Source organism: Streptomyces sp. CA-249302 (assembly GCF_050936785.1).
Lineage (GTDB): Bacteria > Actinomycetota > Actinomycetes > Streptomycetales > Streptomycetaceae > Streptomyces.
In genome coordinates this window covers 6,674,643-6,689,037 of sequence record NZ_JBNJMG010000001.1, presented here as the reverse complement: position 1 = coordinate 6,689,037, position 14,395 = coordinate 6,674,643, and the positions used below count along the sequence as shown (strand labels likewise).

Here is a 14,395-nt window from a genome sequence, read left to right as displayed (position 1 = left end):
AAGTCACCGGCGTCGGTGCTTCTGGGGGCTGCCTTTACTCAAGCCGGCCGCAAGTGCACGACATCCCCCGCCCCCACCGGCTCCTGCACCCCCTCCCCCGTAGCGATCACAAGCCGCCCGTCTCCATCGATGGCCACCGCCTCCCCCGTGACCGCCCGATCCCCCGGCAGCTCAGCCCGCACCGCCCTCCCCAAGGTCGCGCACCCCGCCGCATACGCCTCCTGGAGCCCGCTCACGCCCGGATCGCCCCCGGCCTCCCGCCACCGCCCGTACCACTCCTCCAGCGACCGCAGGACGGCCCGCAGCAGCGGATCCCGGTCCGTGCTCACCGCCCCCGCCAGCGCCAGCGACCCCGCCGCGGGCACCGGCAGCTCGTCCTCCCGCAGGGTGACGTTGATGCCCGCGCCGATCACCACCCCGTCCTCCCCGGCCCGCTCGGCCAGGATCCCGCCTGTCTTCCGCTCCTCCCCGGCGATGGAGACCAGCACGTCGTTGGGCCACTTGAGTGCCGTGTCGACGCCCGCCGAGCGGGACAGCCCCGTCGCCACGGCAACGCCCGTGAGCAGCGGCAGCCAGCCCCAGCGGGCCACCGGCACCTCGGCAGGCTTCAGCAGTACGGAGAAGAAGAGCCCCGACCGGGCAGGCGCGGTCCACTGCCGATCCAGTCGTCCCCGCCCGGCCGTCTGCTCCTCGGCGACCAGGACCGCCCCCTCCCCGGCCTTCCCCGCCCCCGCCAGGGCGGCCAGGTCGGAGTTGGTGGAGCCGGTGCGCTGCACGACCTCCACGTCACGCCACAGCCCGCCCTCGCGCACCAGCCCGCGGCGCAGCGCGGTGGCGTTGAGCGGCGGACGGTCCAGGTCGGACCAGCGGCTGTCGTCTGATGCATCTCGCGGCGTCATGCAAGCCACCCTAGGTGTGTGAAACGCCGCACTGCTGATTCGTAAGCCCCCCACTACTCTACGGATGAGTAACCGTCCCCCCTTTTGAGCAGGCAGGGAGCCGCGATCCCGATGTCCGAGCCGGAAGCGATCGACATTCACACCACCGCGGGCAAGCTCGCGGATCTCCATCGTCGTATCGAGGAAGCAACGCACGCCGGCTCCGCACGCGCCGTCGAAAAGCAGCATTCCAAGGGCAAGTTGACGGCGCGTGAGCGGATCGAGCTCCTCCTCGACGAGGACTCCTTCGTCGAGCTCGACGAGTTCGCCCGCCACCGCTCCACCAACTTCGGCCTGGAGAACAACCGCCCGTACGGCGACGGAGTCGTCACCGGGTACGGCACGGTCGACGGCCGCCCGGTGGCCGTCTTCTCGCAGGACTTCACCGTCTTCGGCGGGGCCCTCGGCGAGGTCTACGGCCAGAAGATCGTCAAGGTCATGGACTTCGCCCTGAAGACCGGCTGCCCGGTCATCGGCATCAACGACTCCGGCGGCGCCCGTATCCAGGAAGGCGTGGCCTCCCTCGGGGCCTACGGCGAGATCTTCCGCCGCAACACCCACGCCTCCGGCGTGATCCCGCAGATCAGCCTGGTCGTCGGCCCCTGCGCCGGCGGCGCGGTGTACTCCCCCGCGATCACCGACTTCACCGTCATGGTCGACCAGACGTCCCACATGTTCATCACCGGCCCGGACGTCATCAAGACGGTCACCGGCGAGGACGTCGGCTTCGAGGAGCTGGGCGGCGCCCGCACCCACAACTCGACCTCCGGCGTGGCGCACCACATGGCCGGGGACGAGAAGGACGCGATCGAGTACATCAAGCAGCTGCTGTCCTACCTCCCGTCCAACAACCTCTCCGAGGCCCCGGTCTACCCGGAGGAGGCGGACCTCGCGGTCACCGCCGAGGACCTGGAGCTGGACACCCTCGTGCCGGACAGCGCGAACCAGCCGTACGACATGCGCACGGTGATCGAACACATCCTGGACGACGCCGAGTTCTTCGAGACGCAGGCACTGTTCGCCCCGAACATCCTCACCGGCTACGGCCGCGTCGAGGGCCACCCGGTCGGCATCGTCGCCAACCAGCCGATGCAGTACGCCGGTTGCCTCGACATCAAGGCCAGCGAGAAGGCCGCGCGCTTCGTCCGCACCTGCGACGCCTTCAACATCCCGGTACTGACCTTCGTCGACGTCCCCGGCTTCCTCCCGGGCGTCGACCAGGAGCACGACGGCATCATCCGCCGCGGCGCCAAGCTGATCTACGCCTACGCCGAGGCCACCGTCCCGCTCATCACGGTCATCACCCGCAAGGCCTTCGGCGGCGCCTACGACGTCATGGGCTCCAAGCACCTCGGCGCCGACATCAACCTCGCCTGGCCCACCGCCCAGATCGCCGTCATGGGCGCCCAGGGCGCGGTCAACATCCTGCACCGCCGCACCATCGCCGAGGCCGAGGCGAACGGCGAGGACCTCGAGACGGTCCGCGCCCGCCTGATCCAGGAGTACGAGGACACCCTCCTCAACCCCTACATCGCGGCCGAGCGCGGCTACGTCGACTCGGTGATCATCCCGTCCGACACCCGCCGCCACGTCGTACGCGGCCTGCGCCAGCTCCGCACCAAGCGAGAGTCCCTGCCGCCCAAGAAGCACGGCAACATCCCCCTCTAGGAGCCGCTGTGAACATCAAGGTCGTACGGGGCAACCCCACCCCCGAGGAGCTGGCCGCCGCCCTGGCGGTGGTCAGGGCCCGCGCGGCAGCGGCATCAGCGACAACGCCGGAAGCCGCGCGAGCAAGGGACTCCTGGTCCGACCCGGCGAGGATCGCGAGCCACCGCATCCCCCAGCCGAGCCCGACATCATGGACCCGCACCTACTGGCCGGGCTGACAACCGAGGGCGCCGATTTGAGTACGGCTACTCAGGCGCCCTCAAAGCCCAACCCGCACCCTGGAAGCATGCTGTGGTCGGACCCTGAGAACGAACCTCCGGAGGAACTGCGCAACATGCAGGACATGTTGCGCAGACTCGGCGTTCTCATGGCCCTGGCAATGGTCCTGGCGATGATTGTCATCGGACTACGCTGACCACATGACCGATCACCCCCGCCGCCGCCTCATCCTCGCCTCTCAGTCACCTGCCCGACTGAACCTCCTGCGCCAGGCCGGCCTCGCACCGGAGGTCATCGTCAGCGGCGTGGACGAGGACGCCGTGACGGCCCCCACCCCCGCCGACCTGGCCCTCGCCCTGGCAGAGGCGAAGGCCTCGGTCGTGGCGGCGCGCCCGGAAGCCCGTGGAGCGATCGTCATCGGCTGCGACTCGGTCCTCGACCTCGACGGCGAACCCCTCGGCAAGCCCGCGGACGCCGAGGAGGCCACCGCCCGCTGGAAGGCGATGCGCGGCCGCGCGGGCACGCTCCAGACCGGCCACTGCGTCTACGACACCACCACCGGCCGCTACACCTCCGCCACGGCCTCCACCGTCGTCCGCTTCGGCGAGCCCACGGACGAGGAGATCGCCGCGTACGTGGCCTCGGGCGAACCCCTCTACGTGGCGGGCGCGTTCACGCTGGACGGCCGCAGCGCACCCTTCATCGAGGGCATCGACGGCGACCACGGCAACGTGATCGGCATCAGCCTCCCCCTCGTCCGCAAGCTGCTCGCCCGACTGGGCGTCGGCATCACGGAGTTGTGGGCGCCGGCGGAGGGGTGACCGGCGAGCCGTCGTCGCCCTTGGTGTCCTCGGGTTCCTCGGCGGCCGGCGCCGGCGGGCGGTCGTAGGTCATCAGGAGCAGCACGATGAGCCCCAGCACCACGACCATGAAGAGGAACGCGGACCAGCCCACCAGGCCCCACGCGAACGCGCCGAGCAGCCCGTGCACGACGGCGGCGCTGATGAGCAGGATCCGGCCGAGGCCGGCCGGCGGCCGGTTGCGCAGGGCCACGAAGAGCGCGGCCACGCCGCACAGGGCGAAGTAGGCACCGAAGAGGAGCCCGCCGATCTTCGAGGACATCGACATCATGTCGGGGTCGAGCCCGGCCAGGGACATGTCCTGGCGGTCGACGACGATCCCGAGGAACCAGTTCAGCGCCGCGACACCGAACGCCTCGGCGAACAGAACGACCGCCACCACCCACGCCACCGGTCTGCGCACCACCGGTCCCCACCCACTCTCGAGCCGAGCTGTTGTTACCTCAAGTACGTTTCGATACCTCGCGAACGCTACTAACGGGTAAACCCCGGGACAAGGGTTCTGCCGACCGCAAAGAATCGTTGGGCCATTCGTAGGGACTCCACAAAGAAACGGAGTGGCCCGCAGCACGCTCTCACAGAGACCTTGACCACACGGGCGGGCTAGGGTTGCCCGAAGGAGTCCTGCATACCTAGGTGCGACAAGGGATTTCACGGGTCGAGCAAGCCTCGAATCACGCTCCGTGTGGGCAAGCTCACCATTGGGGATGGGTCGAAGTGCCTCGTCGGCAGTCCCTAAACTCGGCTTGTTTCAAGGAGGGAGCCTCAATCGTGCGCAAGGTGCTCATCGCCAACCGTGGCGAAATCGCTGTCCGCGTGGCCCGTGCCTGTCGGGACGCCGGCATCGCGAGCGTGGCCGTCTACGCCGACCCGGACCGGGACGCTCTGCATGTCCGCGCCGCGGATGAGGCGTTCGCCCTGGGCGGTGACACCCCGGCGAGCAGTTACCTGGACATCGAGAAGGTCCTGAACGCGGCGCGCGAGGCGGGCGCGGACGCCATCCACCCCGGCTACGGCTTCCTGTCGGAGAACGCCGAGTTCGCCCAGGCGGTCCTGGACGCCGGCCTGGTCTGGATCGGCCCGCCCCCGCAGGCCATCCGCGACCTCGGCGACAAGGTCGCCGCCCGCCACATCGCCCAGCGCGCCGGCGCCCCCCTCGTCGCGGGCACGCCCGACCCGGTGAGCGGCGCGGACGAGGTCGTCGCCTTCGCCGAGCAGCACGGCCTGCCGATCGCGATCAAGGCGGCGTTCGGTGGTGGCGGCCGCGGCCTGAAGGTCGCCCGCACCCTCGACGAGGTCCCCGAGCTGTATGAGTCCGCGGTCCGCGAGGCCATCGCCGCGTTCGGGCGCGGTGAGTGCTTCGTGGAGCGCTACCTCGACAAGCCCCGGCACGTGGAGACCCAGTGCCTGGCCGACAGCCACGGCAACGTCGTCGTCGTCTCCACCCGGGACTGCTCGCTGCAGCGCCGCCACCAGAAACTCGTCGAGGAGGCCCCCGCGCCGTTCCTGTCCGACGCGCAGGTCGAGCAGCTGTACACGTCCTCCAAGGCGATCCTGCGCGAGGCCGGCTACGTCGGCGCGGGCACCGTGGAGTTCCTGGTCGGCGCGGACGGCACGATCTCCTTCCTGGAGGTCAACACCCGCCTCCAGGTGGAGCACCCGGTCACCGAGGAGGTCGCCGGCCTCGACCTGGTCCGGGAGATGTTCCGCATCGCCGACGGCGAAGCCCTGGGCTACGGGGATCCCGAACTGCGCGGCCACTCCTTCGAGTTCCGCATCAACGGCGAGGACCCGGGCCGCGGCTTCCTGCCCGCCCCCGGCACCGTCACCCTCTTCGCCCCGCCCACCGGCCCGGGCGTCCGCCTGGACGCGGGCGTCGAGTCCGGCAGCGTGATCGGCCCGGCCTGGGACTCCCTGCTCGCCAAACTGATCGTCACCGGCGCCACCCGCGAACAGGCCCTGCAGCGCGCCGCCCGTGCCCTGGCCGAATTCACCGTCGAGGGCATGGCCACCGCCATCCCCTTCCACCGCGCGGTCGTCACCGACCCGGCCTTCGCACCGGAGTTGACGGGCAGCGAGGAGCCGTTCACGGTCCACACCCGGTGGATCGAGACCGAGTTCGTCAACGACATCAAACCCTTCGCCGCCCCCGCCGACACCGAGTCGGACGAGGAACCGGGCCGCGAGACGGTCGTCGTCGAGGTCGGCGGCAAACGCCTGGAAGTGTCCCTGCCGTCCTCGCTGGGCATGTCCCTGGCCCGCACCGGCCTCGCCGCCGGCGCCCGCCCCAAACGCCGCGCCGCCAAGAAGTCCGGCCCCCTCGCCTCCGGCGACACCCTCGCCTCCCCGATGCAGGGCACCATCGTCAAGGTCGCCGTCGAGGAAGGCCAGCCCGTCAACGAAGGCGACCTCATCGTCGTCCTCGAAGCCATGAAAATGGAACAACCCCTCAACGCCCACAAGTCCGGCACCATCAAGGGCCTGACCGCCGACATCGGCGCCTCCATCAGCTCCGGCGCCGCCATCTGCGAAATCAAGGACTGACACCACCCGCACCCGCACCCGCACGCATGTCACGAGGCGCCCGCCGGACCGGAGCAGTCGGTCCAACGGGCGCCTCGTCCTTCTCCCCGTCCCCCGTGACGGTGGCCGAAGGCGGGGGCGCCGACGACAGCGAGCCCCCGCACTTCTCAGTGAACCGGCGTCCGCCCAGGACCACCAGCCGTCAAATCTGAGGTGTCGCGACATAGCGCCACGCCGGCTCAGTCGCCGATGAGCCCCAGATCCCGTCCCCGGCGCAGCAGCGCGGCCGTGTGTCCCGCCTCCAGCTTGCGGTGCAGGGCGGCGATGTAGCCCCGCACGGTGGCGGGCGCCAGTCCCATCCGCCGGGCCGCCTCGGTCGCCGTACGCCCCTGATGGAGATGGAGCAGCGTCCGGTGCTCCTGCTCGGTGACCCCCAGCACCCGTGCGACCGCCCGGGCCCGCGCCAGATCCCGCAACAGCAGCATGGCGGGCACACCGGGCGAGGCCGCCGGCACGTACCGCACCTCGATGTCCCGCGCGGTGAACGACTCCCCGCGCCCCAACCGGGGATCGTCCTGTACGACGGCCAACAGCCCGGCGGCGACGGCGTTCAGCGCATACGGCCGCCCCTTCCCGTCGAACGAGGCGATCCCCTTCTCCTCCCCGCCCGCCAGTTCCAGCGCGACGGCGGACAGCAGACGCAGCTGCTCGCGCTCGCGCAAGGTCCGTTCCGCGACCGTCAGTTGGAGCTGGGCGAACCCGAGGAGATCCCGGTCCCGTTCGCTGAACTCGGTCCCCGAGCGGGTGAGGGCGTAGCCGTGCACGACCATCGCGTCCGAACCGGCCGAGGCGACGAGATGCCGCTGCATACCGAAGGGCCGGAAGTCCAGGTTGTAGCAGTGCGTCCGCTGCCACTGCCGGTCCCCGGCGACGTCGCTCACCCGCCATGCCTCCGAGGTCGGGGTCTCCAGCATCACCTCGGTCAGCGGGTGGTCGAGCGGATGGTCGTAGATGACCATCGGATCCTCGTGGAAGGACTCCCGGGGCAGGGACAGGGTCTGCAACCCCACCCCGTCCACCGGAAGCCGGTAGCACTGGGCGGCGTCGGCCGCGATCAACTCCAGTAACCCGGGCAGCGCCCGTTCCTGCAACTCGCGGACGGAGTCCGCCTCTTCGAGCTCTCGTACGAGCGTCAACACGCGACGCGCGTCCGTACCACTGATGTCCATCGCATCCCCCGGCGCTGCTCCCGCCTGAGAAGAAGGTACGGCTTCGAGCCCGCGCGGGAAGCCCGCGTGCGCATCCTCGATGGCATCCTGGAAGCACGACGGCGCACAGAGGGAGCAGGTGGGAGGCATGGTGGGCGCAAGCTCGTCCGAGGTCCCGGAGGACCGGGGCACGACGGTGACCCAGGAGCCCCCGCGCGCCATGCGTGCCGACGCGCGCCGCAACTACGAGCGGCTGCTCGCCGAGGCCCGCGCGGCCTTCGCGGCGCACGGCACGGACGCTTCCCTCGAGGACGTGGCCCGCCGGGCCGGCGTGGGCATCGGCACCCTGTACCGCCACTTCCCGAACCGGCACGCGCTGCTCAGCGCGGTCTTCGAGGACGCGGTGAACGACCTGCTGACCCGCGCCCACGAGCTCCGGCGGTCCCCCGAGCCCTGCACGGCCCTGGTGACCTGGCTGGGCGAGATCGTCTCCCAGGCCGGCGAGTACCGGGGCCTGTCCCGGGCCCTGATGGCGGTGACGACGGACCGCACCTCACCGCTGTCGCGGTGCAGCGCCCCCATCCGGGAGGCGGGCGAGGCCCTGCTCAGGCGGGCCCAGGAGGCGGGCAAGGTGCGGGAGGACGTGGCGATCACGGACCTCCTGCAACTGACCCACGCGATCGCCCTGGCCGCGGAGGAGTCCCCGGCCGACCCCCAACTGGCCGACCGTCTGCTCCACTTGACCCTGCGGGGCCTGGCGACCGGACGCGCCTGACGCCCTAACGCCGCCGCAGGTCGGCGACGCGCGCCGCCCGCTCGGCGGCCTGCGGGGTCTCACCGAGCACCGTCGCGGCGCGCAGCCCCGGTCCCGCCCCGGGAACCTGTCCGCGTCGAGGCCCCGGCAGAGCCACGTCCCGGCGCGGTTGACGCGGGGGGACGGAATCAGCGCCCGCACCCGAGCCCCCCGACCCTCCGGCGACGGCGATCTGCACACCCTGGTCGGCGAGCGCCTGGAGCTCGGTGGCCGCGCGGTCGTCGTGGGCCGGCGGCTCGTCGGTCACCAGCCGCGTGATCACGTCGGTGGGCACGGTCTGGAACATGGTGTCCGTCCCGAGCTTGGTGTGATCGGCGAGCACGACGACCTCCGCCGCAGCCTGCACCAGCGCCCGATCGACGGAAGCCGACAGCATGTTGGACGTGGACAGCCCGCGCTCGGCGGTGAGCCCGCTCCCGGACAGAAAGGCCCGGGACACCCGCAATCCCTGTAGGGACTGCTCGGCCCCACTGCCCACCAGCGCGTAGTTGGAGCCACGCAGGGTCCCGCCGGTCATCACGACTTCGACCCGGTTGGCATGGGCCAACGCCTGGGCCACCAGCAGGGAGTTGGTGACGACGGTCAGCCCGGGCACCCGCGCGAGCCGGCGGGCCAGCTCCTGCGTCGTGGTCCCCGCCCCGACCACGATGGCCTCGCCCTCTTCGACGAAGCCCGCGGCGAGGTCGGCGATGGCCGTCTTCTCGGCGGTCGCGAGATGTGACTTCTGCGGAAAGCCGGACTCCCGCGTGAACCCGCCCGGCAGTACCGCACCGCCGTGCCGGCGGTCGAGGAGTCCTTCTGCCTCCAGTGCGCGCACGTCCCGCCGTACGGTCACTTCGGAGGTCTGGACGACGCGGGCGAGCTCACGGAGCGACACGGCCCCATTGGCTCGCACCATTTCGAGGATCAATTGGCGACGTTCTGCAGCGAACACGAAACTGACAGTAACCCCAACGACCGTCTGCTTTCAGCAGTATGCGCCGAATAAACGAAGTTGTTCGCACACAAGGACGGGAAGTGGTATAGGGCCTACTCGCCCCGCCTATGCCGTACGCATGCTCGACAACTCCCCGTGACCAGCGAGGAATCGCTTTCGGCCGTCAGGCGTCCCCGCCCGACTTACGGGTGTGCAACTGCCGGGCGACCTCCGCGATCGACCCCGAAAGGGACGGATACACGGTGAACGCGTTCGCGATCTGTTCGACCGTCAGATTGTTGTCGACGGCGATCGAGATCGGATGGATCAGTTCCGAGGCGCGCGGCGAGACAACCACGCCACCCACCACGATCCCCGTCCCCGGCCGGCAGAAGAGCTTCACGAACCCGTCCCGGATGCCCTGCATCTTGGCCCGCGGATTACGCAGCAAGGGCAGCTTCACCACACGGGCATCGATCTTGCCGGCGTCCACGTCGGCCTGCGTGTATCCGACCGTGGCGATCTCAGGATCGGTGAACACATTCGACGACACGGTCTTCAGGTTCAGCGGAGCCACGGCATCACCGAGGAAGTGGTACATGGCGATACGCCCCTGCATGGCGGCGACCGAGGCCAGAGCGAAGACACCCGTCACGTCACCGGCCGCATAGACACCCGGAGCCGTGGTCCTGCTGACCTTGTCGGTCCAGATATGCCCGGACTCCCTCAGCCGCACCCCGGCCTCCTCCAGCCCCATCCCGGCGCTGTTGGGAATGGCACCGACGGCCATCAGACAGTGCGACCCGCTGATGACCCGCCCGTCGGACAGCGTGACCTCGACCCGGTCGCCGACCCGCTTGGCAGCGGCGGCCCGGGACCGAGCCATGACGTTCATTCCCCTGCGCCGGAAGACATCCTCAAGAACCGCAGCCGCGTCCGGGTCCTCCCCCGGCAGCACCCGATCCCGGGACGAAACCAGCGTGACCTTCGACCCGAGCGCCTGATAGGCACCCGCGAACTCGGCACCGGTGACACCGGACCCGACCACGATCAGCTCTTCGGGCAACTCGGTCAGGTCGTACACCTGGGTCCAGTTCAGAATCCGCTCACCATCCGGCTGAGCGTCAGGCACCTCCCGAGGGTGCCCCCGGTGGCGATGAGCACGGCATCGGCGGTGAGCGTCTCCTCGCTCCCGTCCGCAGCACTGACGACAACCTTCCGGGACCCGTCCAGCCCCTGCATGCCTTCGAGTCGCCCGCGCCCGCGCATGACACGAGCACCCGCACGAGTCACCGACGCGGTGATGTCATGCGACTGGGCAAGCGCAAGCCGCTTCACACGCCGGTTGACCTTCCCCAGGTCGACCCCCACCACCCTCGCGGCCTGCTCCAGGGGCGGGGTGTCATCGGCGACGATGATCCCCAACTCCTCATAGGACGAATCAAAGGTCGTCATGACCTCAGCCGTAGCGATAAGGGTCTTCGACGGCACGCAGTCGGTCAGCACCGACGCTCCGCCCAGACCGTCGCAGTCGACGACGGTCACCTCCGCGCCGAGCTGGGCGGCCACCAGGGCCGCCTCGTATCCGCCGGGTCCGCCACCGATGATCACGATCCGAGTCACGTACCCCATTGTCCCGCACGCTTCAAGGTGCTACCGCCCCGGGGCCGGGGCAATGGGTTGGCAAGGGGCGCCTGATCCCTGTGAGCCCCCTGTTCCCGCTGCCGTACCCTCGACCCCATGTCGCTCTACACCGCGTACGCCGGCAACCTCGACGCGCGGCTGATGACCCGCCGCGCCCCCCACTCGCCGATGCGTGCCACGGGCTGGCTGAACGGCTGGCGGCTGACGTTCGGCGGCGAGCACATGGGCTGGGAGGGCGCGCTGGCGACGATCGTCGAGGACCCGCTCTCCCAGGTCTTCGTCGCGCTGTACGACATCGCCCCGCTCGACGAGGAGTCGATGGACCGCTGGGAGGGCGTGGGCCTGGGCGTCTACCGCCGGATGCGGGTTCGCGTACACACCCTGGAGGGCGAGGAGTCGGCGTGGACGTACGTCCTGGACGGCTACGAGGGCGGTCTCCCGTCGGCCCGCTATCTGGGCGAGATCGCCGACGCGGCCGAGTCCGCAGGAGCCCCCCACGACTACGTGATGGAGCTACGAAAGCGCCCCTGCTGACGCCACCCACCCCCACACCCGGCCCCACAGCCAGCCCACAGTAAGCACATAGATCCCCTTCCGTCCCGACCTTCGTTGGAAACGACAAGACAACGATCGACATCCCGTTAGCTCTGTCATCTACGCGCGTAGGCCCTGACCGGCTACCCTCGACCGCGTGAACGCATCTCTTCTTCCGGACGACATCCAGGGCGACCCCCACGCCGCCGCCGACGCCGCCGCCTCGCGCCTGCGCGAACTGACCGGCGCCGAGACCCACGACGTCGCCCTCGTGATGGGCTCCGGCTGGGCACCGGCCGTCGACGCCCTCGGCGCACCCGAGGCCGAGTTCCAGGTCACCGAGCTGCCCGGCTTCCCGCCGCCGGCGGTGGAAGGGCACGGCGGCAAGATCCGCTCGTACAGCATCGGCGAGAAGCGCGCCCTCGTCTTCCTGGGCCGCACCCACTACTACGAGGGCCGCGGCGTGGCAGCCGTCTCCCACGGCGTCCGCACCGCCGTCGCGGCCGGTTGCAAGACGATCGTCCTCACCAACGGCTGCGGCGGCCTCCGCGAGGGCATGCGCCCCGGCCAGCCGGTCCTGATCAGCGACCACATCAATCTCACCGCCGCCTCCCCCATCATCGGCGCGAACTTCGTCGACCTCACCGACCTCTACTCCCCTCGCCTGCGCGCCCTGTGCAAGGAGATCGACCCCACCCTCGAAGAGGGCGTGTACGCCCAGTTCCCCGGCCCGCACTACGAGACGCCGGCCGAGATCCGCATGGCCCGCGTGATCGGCGCGGACCTGGTGGGCATGTCGACGGTCCTCGAAGCGATCGCCGCGCGCGAGGCGGGCGCCGAGGTCCTGGGTATCTCCCTCGTGACGAACCTCGCGGCCGGCATGACCGGAGAGCCGCTGAACCACGAGGAGGTTCTGCAAGCGGGTCGTGACTCGGCGACGCAGATGGGTTCCCTGCTGGCGCAGGTACTGGGCAGGCTCTGATCGTCGCGGGAGGGGGTGCCAGGTCCGGTCGCACAGCGGCTGCGGGTCCGTAGGGGCTGGTCGCGCAGTTCCCCGCGCCCCTGGGAGCGCCCCCGAAGGGGCGCATGAGCAGCCGCCGTCGGCCGTAAGGGGACGGGGCGGGGGTGTCCGCCCGCAGCGGTTGGCGCGTCAACACCGTCCCCCATCCAAGCAACCGATTCCGCGCCGTTCCGAGGACGGACACCCCCGCCCCGGCCCCGACCCCCCACCGAACCGCAGGCGCTACACGAGCCCCCACCGAACCCGCACAGGCGCCGCAGGCATCCCGCCACCCACCCGAGACGACCCGACCGACTGGAGACCGACCGTGCACGACGATCTCATCGCCCGCGCCAAGACCTGGCTGGCCGAGGATCCCGACGCGGAAACCCGCGACGAACTCGCCAAGCTCATCGAGGCCGGCGACGTCACCGAGCTCGCGGACCGCTTCAGCGGCACCCTCCAGTTCGGCACCGCGGGCCTCCGAGGCGAACTCGGCGCCGGCCCCATGCGCATGAACCGCACAGTCGTCATCCGCGCCGCGGCCGGCCTAGCCGCGTACCTCAACGCCAAGGGCCAGACCGGCGGCCTCGTCGTCATCGGCTACGACGCCCGCCACAAGTCCGCCGACTTCGCCCGCGACACCGCGGCCGTCATGACCGGCGCCGGCCTCCGAGCCGCCGTACTCCCCCACCCCCTCCCCACCCCCGTCCTCGCGTACGCCATAAGGCACCTCGGCGCGGTGGCCGGCGTAGAGGTCACCGCCAGCCACAACCCACCCCGCGACAACGGCTACAAGGTCTACCTCGGCGACGGCTCCCAGATCGTGCCGCCCTCCGACGCGGAGATCGCGACCCGAATCCAAGCCATCGCCTCCCTCCACGACGTCCCCCGCCCCGACACCGGCTGGGAAACCCTCGACAACGCCGTCCTCGACGCGTACCTCACCCGCACGGACGCCGTACTCGCCCCCGACTCCCCCCGCACAGCCCGCACGGTGTACACCGCGATGCACGGCGTGGGCAAGGACGTCCTGCTCGCCGCCTTCGCAAGGGCCGGCTTCCCCACCCCCGTGCTGGTCGCCGAACAGGCCGACCCCGACCCGGACTTCCCCACGGTCGCCTTCCCCAACCCGGAAGAACCCGGCGCCATGGACCTGGCCTTCGCGCAGGCCCGCGAGACCGACCCGGACCTGATCATCGCCAACGACCCCGACGCGGACCGCTGCGCCGTGGCCGTCAAGGAGAACGGCAACTGGCGCATGCTCCGCGGCGACGAGGTGGGCGCCCTCCTCGCCGCACACCTGGTCGGCCGAGGCGCCCGGGGAACGTTCGCGGAGTCGATCGTCTCCTCCTCCCTCCTCGGCCGTATCGCGGAAAAGGCGAACCTCCCCTACGAGGAGACCCTCACCGGCTTCAAGTGGATCGCCCGCGTGGAGGGCCTGCGCTACGGCTACGAGGAGGCGCTCGGCTACTGCGTGGACCCCGACGGCGTCCGCGACAAGGACGGCATCACCGCGGCCCTCCTGATCACCGAACTGGCCTCCACCCTCAAATCGGAGAATCGCACTCTCCTCGACCTCCTCGACGACCTGGCCGTAGAACACGGCCTGCACGCCACGGACCAACTCTCGGTCCGCGTAGAGGACTTGTCGATCATCGCCCGGGCGATGGACCGGCTCCGCGAGCACCAGCCCACCCACCTCGGCGGCCTCCCCGTCACCAAGGCGGAGGACCTCACCCGGGGCACCGACAAGCTCCCGCCCACGGACGGCCTCCGCTACACCCTCGACGGCGCCCGAGTGATCGTCCGCCCGAGCGGCACGGAGCCGAAGCTGAAGTGCTACCTGGAGGTCGTCGTCCCGGTACCGACCCACGACGACCTCCCCGCAGCCCACACCACCGCGAACAACCTGCTCTCCGCAATCAAGCGAGACCTGTCGACCGCGGCGGGCATCTGACACCGAGTCGGGGCGCCCCCGTTCCGCCGGACGCGGGGCACCCCATCGGGTGATTCACCCAGGCCTGTTGACCCAAGCTGCACGCCCCGGCGGGGCACCCGGGAAACGGTG

The 14,395-nt window shown here is 70.5% G+C and carries 13 protein-coding genes and 1 pseudogene; 9 read left to right on the top strand and 5 right to left on the bottom strand.

Annotation, left to right across the window (positions count from 1 at the left end; all coding sequences use genetic code 11):
- Positions 1-38: 38 nt before the first annotated feature.
- Positions 39-899 carry a biotin--[acetyl-CoA-carboxylase] ligase gene (locus tag ACQEWB_RS30245; RefSeq protein ID WP_432836474.1) on the bottom strand — a complete coding sequence of 287 codons (861 nt, stop codon included), beginning with the start codon at positions 897-899 and terminating at the stop codon, positions 39-41.
- A 111-nt stretch (positions 900-1,010) separates the two neighbouring features.
- Here ACQEWB_RS30245 and ACQEWB_RS30240 point away from each other — a divergent pair, with 111 nt between their 5' ends.
- The 4 genes from ACQEWB_RS30240 to ACQEWB_RS30225 all read left to right on the top strand — a co-directional run bounded on the left by ACQEWB_RS30240 (position 1,011) and on the right by ACQEWB_RS30225 (position 3,646).
- Positions 1,011-2,606: an acyl-CoA carboxylase subunit beta gene (locus ACQEWB_RS30240; RefSeq protein WP_432836472.1), complete on the top strand. Its 1,596-nt coding sequence runs from the start codon at positions 1,011-1,013 to the stop codon at positions 2,604-2,606.
- An 8-nt stretch (positions 2,607-2,614) separates the two neighbouring features.
- Positions 2,615-2,824, top strand: coding sequence for an acyl-CoA carboxylase epsilon subunit (locus ACQEWB_RS30235; RefSeq protein WP_432836469.1), 210 nt, complete (start codon positions 2,615-2,617; stop codon positions 2,822-2,824).
- Between the two features lie 68 nt (positions 2,825-2,892).
- Complete coding sequence (gene mmpB, locus ACQEWB_RS30230) at positions 2,893-3,021, top strand: morphogenic membrane protein MmpB (protein ID WP_432836467.1); 129 nt, start codon at positions 2,893-2,895, stop codon at positions 3,019-3,021.
- Positions 3,022-3,025: 4 nt separating this feature from the next.
- Positions 3,026-3,646, top strand: a complete 621-nt coding sequence (locus ACQEWB_RS30225; RefSeq protein WP_432836465.1) for a Maf family protein — start codon at positions 3,026-3,028, stop codon at positions 3,644-3,646.
- On the opposite strand, the gene ACQEWB_RS30220 is transcribed toward ACQEWB_RS30225, so the two are convergent.
- On the bottom strand, positions 3,615-4,091 hold the full coding sequence (locus tag ACQEWB_RS30220; RefSeq protein ID WP_432836463.1) for a hypothetical protein: 477 nt from the start codon (positions 4,089-4,091) through the stop codon (positions 3,615-3,617). The genes ACQEWB_RS30225 and ACQEWB_RS30220 overlap by 32 nt on opposite strands.
- A gap of 365 nt (positions 4,092-4,456) precedes the next feature.
- Here ACQEWB_RS30220 and ACQEWB_RS30215 point away from each other — a divergent pair, with 365 nt between their 5' ends.
- Positions 4,457-6,229 carry an acetyl/propionyl/methylcrotonyl-CoA carboxylase subunit alpha gene (locus tag ACQEWB_RS30215; protein WP_432836461.1) on the top strand — a complete coding sequence of 591 codons (1,773 nt, stop codon included), beginning with the start codon at positions 4,457-4,459 and terminating at the stop codon, positions 6,227-6,229.
- 218 nt (positions 6,230-6,447) lie between these two features.
- Here the strand turns inward: ACQEWB_RS30215 and ACQEWB_RS30210 are convergent, their stop codons facing one another.
- The gene (locus tag ACQEWB_RS30210) at positions 6,448-7,437 is read right to left on the bottom strand and encodes a response regulator transcription factor (RefSeq protein ID WP_432836459.1); all 990 of its coding nucleotides are present in this window, start codon (positions 7,435-7,437) and stop codon (positions 6,448-6,450) included.
- Positions 7,438-7,636: 199 nt separating this feature from the next.
- On the opposite strand from ACQEWB_RS30210, the gene ACQEWB_RS30205 reads away from it, so the two are divergent.
- The gene (locus ACQEWB_RS30205; protein WP_432844089.1) at positions 7,637-8,191 is read left to right on the top strand and encodes a TetR/AcrR family transcriptional regulator; all 555 of its coding nucleotides are present in this window, start codon (positions 7,637-7,639) and stop codon (positions 8,189-8,191) included.
- 4 nt (positions 8,192-8,195) lie between these two features.
- On the opposite strand, the gene ACQEWB_RS30200 is transcribed toward ACQEWB_RS30205, so the two are convergent.
- Positions 8,196-9,164 (bottom strand): DeoR/GlpR family DNA-binding transcription regulator, encoded by a 969-nt coding sequence (locus tag ACQEWB_RS30200; RefSeq protein ID WP_432836457.1) that lies wholly within the window; start codon positions 9,162-9,164, stop codon positions 8,196-8,198.
- 166 nt (positions 9,165-9,330) lie between these two features.
- Positions 9,331-10,778, bottom strand: a pseudogene (locus ACQEWB_RS30195) (NAD(P)H-quinone dehydrogenase).
- A 108-nt stretch (positions 10,779-10,886) separates the two neighbouring features.
- Between ACQEWB_RS30195 and ACQEWB_RS30190 the strand changes: the two are divergent.
- The 3 genes from ACQEWB_RS30190 (at position 10,887) to ACQEWB_RS30180 (ending at position 14,284) form a co-directional block, all read left to right on the top strand.
- Entirely contained in the window at positions 10,887-11,324 is a 438-nt protein-coding gene (locus ACQEWB_RS30190) for a gamma-glutamylcyclotransferase (protein WP_432836455.1), read from the top strand.
- A 157-nt stretch (positions 11,325-11,481) separates the two neighbouring features.
- Entirely contained in the window at positions 11,482-12,306 is an 825-nt protein-coding gene (locus ACQEWB_RS30185) for a purine-nucleoside phosphorylase (protein ID WP_432836453.1), read from the top strand.
- A 346-nt stretch (positions 12,307-12,652) separates the two neighbouring features.
- Positions 12,653-14,284, top strand: a complete 1,632-nt coding sequence (locus ACQEWB_RS30180) for a phospho-sugar mutase (RefSeq protein WP_432836451.1) — start codon at positions 12,653-12,655, stop codon at positions 14,282-14,284.
- Positions 14,285-14,395 lie beyond the last annotated feature (111 nt).